General features: G+C 73.7%; 4 protein-coding genes. All 4 read left to right on the top strand.

Annotated elements, in window-relative coordinates; genetic code table 11:
• Positions 1-50: 50 nt before the first annotated feature.
• The 4 genes from Q7F20_RS17975 (at position 51) to gap (ending at position 4,069) form a co-directional block, all read left to right on the top strand.
• Entirely contained in the window at positions 51-1,259 is a 1,209-nt protein-coding gene (locus Q7F20_RS17975) for a type III polyketide synthase (protein ID WP_305741427.1), read from the top strand.
• A complete protein-coding gene (locus Q7F20_RS17970) occupies positions 1,256-1,978 on the top strand; it encodes a methyltransferase domain-containing protein (RefSeq protein ID WP_305741426.1) in 723 nt (240 codons plus the stop codon). The genes Q7F20_RS17975 and Q7F20_RS17970 overlap by 4 nt, the downstream gene beginning before the upstream one ends.
• 28 nt (positions 1,979-2,006) lie before the next feature.
• Entirely contained in the window at positions 2,007-2,957 is a 951-nt protein-coding gene (locus Q7F20_RS17965; RefSeq protein WP_305741425.1) for a GlxA family transcriptional regulator, read from the top strand.
• A 107-nt stretch (positions 2,958-3,064) separates the two neighbouring features.
• Entirely contained in the window at positions 3,065-4,069 is a 1,005-nt protein-coding gene (gene gap / locus Q7F20_RS17960; protein WP_305741424.1) for a type I glyceraldehyde-3-phosphate dehydrogenase, read from the top strand.
• The last annotated feature ends 46 nt before the right edge of the window (positions 4,070-4,115 follow it).

Raw genomic sequence — 4,115 nt, 5'->3', positions numbered from 1 at the left:
CCTCCCGTCGATCCTGGGGACGCGTCAGCGACCCGGTGACAGGATGAGGCGTGTCCGCAACGATCCGCGCCATCGGTACCACCGTCCCCGAGACGACACTCGAGCAGGCTGCGGTGCGCGACCTCTTCGCCTCGCAACCCGATCTGGGCCGGCTCGGCAGGCGGCTCGTCCCCGCGGCGTTCGACGCCTCCGCCGTGGCCCACCGGCACACCGTGCTCGAGGAGCTCGACGTCGCGCGCGCGTCCGGTGCCTTCCGGGACGAGCAGGGCGTGCTCCGGTCCCCGTCGACCGGTGCCCGGAACGACCGGTACCGCGAGCTCGCCCCGGCACTGTTCGTGGCAGCCGCCCGCGACGCCGTGGACCGTGCGGGCGTGTCGCCGGAAGCGATCACCCACGTGGTCACGGTCTCCTGCACGGGGTTCACCCAGCCCGGACCAGACCTCGACGTCGTCACCGAACTCGGCATCCCGCGCACGGTCTTCCGGCAGCACATCGGGTTCATGGGGTGCTGTGCGGCGTTCCCGGCGCTCCGCACCGCGGCGGCGTTCGCGGAGTCCGTGCCGTCCGCCGTGGTGCTCGTCGTCTGCGCCGAGCTCTGCACGCTGCACGTCCGGGCGAGCGACGACCCGGACCAGATCGTCGCCAACAGCGTCTTCGGGGACGGCGCGGCGGCTGCCGTCGTGACCGCTGACGGTGCCGGACTGCGCCTGGACGACTTCGCGACGACGGTCGTGCCCGAGGGGGCGTCGGAGATGGCGTGGAACATCGGCGACGAGGGCTTCGAGATGGTGCTCAGCACGGCGGTCCCGAGACTCGTCGGTGCCACCGTCACCGAGGCCGTCGCGCCGCTGCTGTCCGCGGCCGGAGTGTCCGCCGTCGACGTCCCGACGTGGGCCGTGCACCCCGGTGGTCGCGCGATCCTCGACCGGACGCAGGCAGCCCTGGCGCTGCCGGACGCCGCACTGTCGGCCAGCCGAGCCGTGCTCCGCGACCACGGGAACGTCTCCAGCGCCACCGTGCTCTTCGTGCTCCGCCAAGTGCTCGACGACGGTGTCGACGACGGGGCTCCGGTCGTCGCGCTGGCGTTCGGGCCGGGCCTGACGGTCGAGGCGGCACGACTCACCGCCGTCGGGAGCACGCGGCCGTCGATCGCGGCCGACGAACAGGACGAACCGGTCGAGACGGCCACCACCGCCGAAGGTGACGGGGCCGTCCGACGCGACCTGGCGGTCGAGGCGGCGACCACGGGCGTCTCGTGAGCCGCAGGGGGGGAGTCGACCCGCGCCTCCCGGGCGTCGACCTGACCAGACGCGAACCGGACCTCCGCGAACTCATGGACGACCCGGACTGCGATCCGCGTGCGCTCGCGCGGACGTTCCGGCGGTTCGCCGTGGTGAACGCACTCGTGAGCGGGTGGCACTCCGCGTGGCGCACCCACGTCGCCCCGGCCCTCCCGGCGACGGGACGGGGGCGTGTGCTCGACCTCGGGTGCGGCGGCGGTGAGCTCGCCCGGGCGCTCGTGCGGTGGGCCGCTGCCGACGGGTTCGACGTCGAGGTCGTCGGAGCGGACCCGGACGCACGCGCGATCGACGCGGCCACCCGCTCCACCCCGCGCGGCGTCACCTTCCGGCAGCAGTCGAGCGCGGAGTTGCTCGCCGCGGGGGAGCGGTTCGACGTCGTCGTGTCCAACCACGTGCTGCACCACCTCGGGGACGAGGAACGGGGCGGGTTCCTCGCGGACTCCGAGCAGCTGGCGACGAGCCGCAGCCTGCACTCGGACATCCGACGGTCGCGGGCGGCGTACCGTGCGTACGCGGTGGGTTCGACGCTGGTCGCCGCCGGCACCTTCGTGCGGGTCGACGGGTTGCGGTCGATCCGACGGAGCTTCACGGTGCCGGAGCTCCAGGGCGTCCTGCCCGCGGGGTGGCGGGCGGAGCGGGCGGCTCCGCACCGGGTCCTCGCGATCCGCGATGCCTGACCTCCGCGGAGGGCGCTAGCGTCGCTGCATGGCCATGCCCCACCTGCACCGCGTCGCGGTCCTCGTGCTCGACGGGGCGAAGCCGCTCGACGTCGGGATCCCCGCGCAGGTCTTCTCGAACCGACCGAGCATGCCGTACGAGGTCCGGGTCTGCGGGCCCCGGGTGGGACGCATCGCCGGGGGAGACGGCCTCGCGTACGCGGTCGACCACGGCCTGGACGCCCTCGACTGGGCCGAGACGGTCTTCGTACCCGGGTACCGGTTCCCCGCGGACACCCCGCCGCCGTCCGACGTGGTGGCGGCACTCGGGCGTGCGCACGAGCGTGGCGTCCGGATCGCGGCGATCTCCACCGGGGCGTTCGCCCTGGCCGCCGCCGGACTCCTCGACGGCCGCCGGGCGACCACGCACTGGCACTACACGCGGGTGCTCCGCGACCGGTACCCCGAGGTCGACGTGGACGAGGACGTCCTGTTCGTCGACGCCGGATCGGTCCTGACGAGCGCGGGTGCGGCGAGCGGGATCGACCTGTGCCTGCACATCGTCCGCCAGGACCACGGCGTCGGACTGTCGAACCACGTCGCACGCCGGCTCGTGAGCGCGCCGTACCGGAGCGGCGGGCAGGCGCAGTACGTCCCGCGGAGCATGCCCGAGCCGCTCGGGGACGTCTTCGCCGAAACGCGGGAGTGGGCGCTCCGGCACCTCGCCGACCCCCTGACGCTGGAGGTCCTCGCCCGCAACGCGACGGTCTCACCGCGGACGTTCTCACGGCGGTTCGTCGAGGACACCGGGTACACGCCGATGCAGTGGGTGCTCCGGGCCCGGGTGGACCTGGCGCGGGAGCTGCTCGAGCGGTCGGACCTCGCCGTCGACCAGGTCGCCGCGCGGGCGGGGCTCGGATCGGACGCCAACCTGCGGACGCACTTCCGTCGCATCCTGGGGACCTCGCCGACCGCGTACCGGCGGACCTTCCAGGACTGACCGTCCGTCGCCGTGGTGGCGACATCCTTTCGAACGCTGGCTTCCCAGCCACTGGAGCCGCGCCTCCCGGCCCGTGAGCATGGACCGCAGAACGAAAGGAACTCCACATGACCCGCATCGCGATCAACGGCTTCGGACGCATCGGCCGGAACACCCTCCGCGCGCTCCTCGCCCGCCGAGGGGACGACCTCGAGGTCGTCGCCGTCAACGACCTCACCGCACCCGAGACGCTCGCCCACCTGTTCCGGTACGACTCCGCGCTCGGCCCGTTCGCCGGGACGGTCGAGGTCGACGGGGACACCCTCGTCGTCGACGGCCGACGCATCCGCGTCCTCGCGTCGCGCGAGCCGGCGAAGCTGCCGTGGGGCGACCTCGGCGTCGAGGTCGTGCTCGAGTCGACCGGCCGGTTCACCGCGCGCGACGCAGCGGCGGAGCACCTGACCGCAGGAGCGCGCCGCGTCCTCATCAGCGCACCCGCCACGGGCGCGGACGCGACCATCGCCTACGGCGTGAACTCCGACGTGTACGACCCGGCGGTGCACACGGTCGTCTCGAACGCCTCGTGCACGACCAACGCGCTCGCGCCGCTGGCGTCGGTGCTCGACGACCTCGCGGGCATCGAGCACGGGTTCATGACGACCGTGCACGCCTACACGCAGGAGCAGAACCTGCAGGACGGTCCGCACCGCGACCTGCGACGGGCGCGCGCCGCCGGGGTGAACATCGTGCCGACGTCGACCGGTGCCGCCAAGGCCATCGGGCTCGTGCTGCCGCGGCTCGACGGCAAGCTGTCCGGCGACGCCATCCGGGTGCCGGTGCCGGTGGGCTCCATCGTCGAGCTGAACACCGTGGTGTCGCGGGACGTCACCGTCGAGGAGGTCAACGCGGCCTACCGTGCGGCCGCCTCCGGGCCGTTGGCCGGGGTACTGGCGTTCACGGAGGACCCGCTCGTGTCGACGGACATCACGGGGCGGCCGGAGTCGAGCGTGTTCGACTCGCTGCTCACCCGGGTCGACGAGGGGCGGCACGTGAAGGTCGTCGCCTGGTACGACAACGAGTGGGGCTTCTCGAACCGCGTGGTCGACATGCTGGGGCTGCTGGCGCGCGGCTGACGCGGGGTGGCGGGCCGGGCGGGGCGCGGCGCCGCGGCGCGGCCCC

Source organism: Curtobacterium sp. A7_M15 (assembly GCF_030705415.1).
GTDB lineage: Bacteria > Actinomycetota > Actinomycetes > Actinomycetales > Microbacteriaceae > Curtobacterium.
This window is presented reverse-complemented; position numbering and strand designations above follow the sequence as displayed.

Coding starts and splice junctions, on each gene's coding strand:
- gap (WP_305741424.1), top strand. CDS start 3,065: ATGACCCGCATCGCGATCAACGGCTTCGGACGCATCGGCCGGAACACC.
- Q7F20_RS17965 (WP_305741425.1), top strand. CDS start 2,007: ATGGCCATGCCCCACCTGCACCGCGTCGCGGTCCTCGTGCTCGACGGG.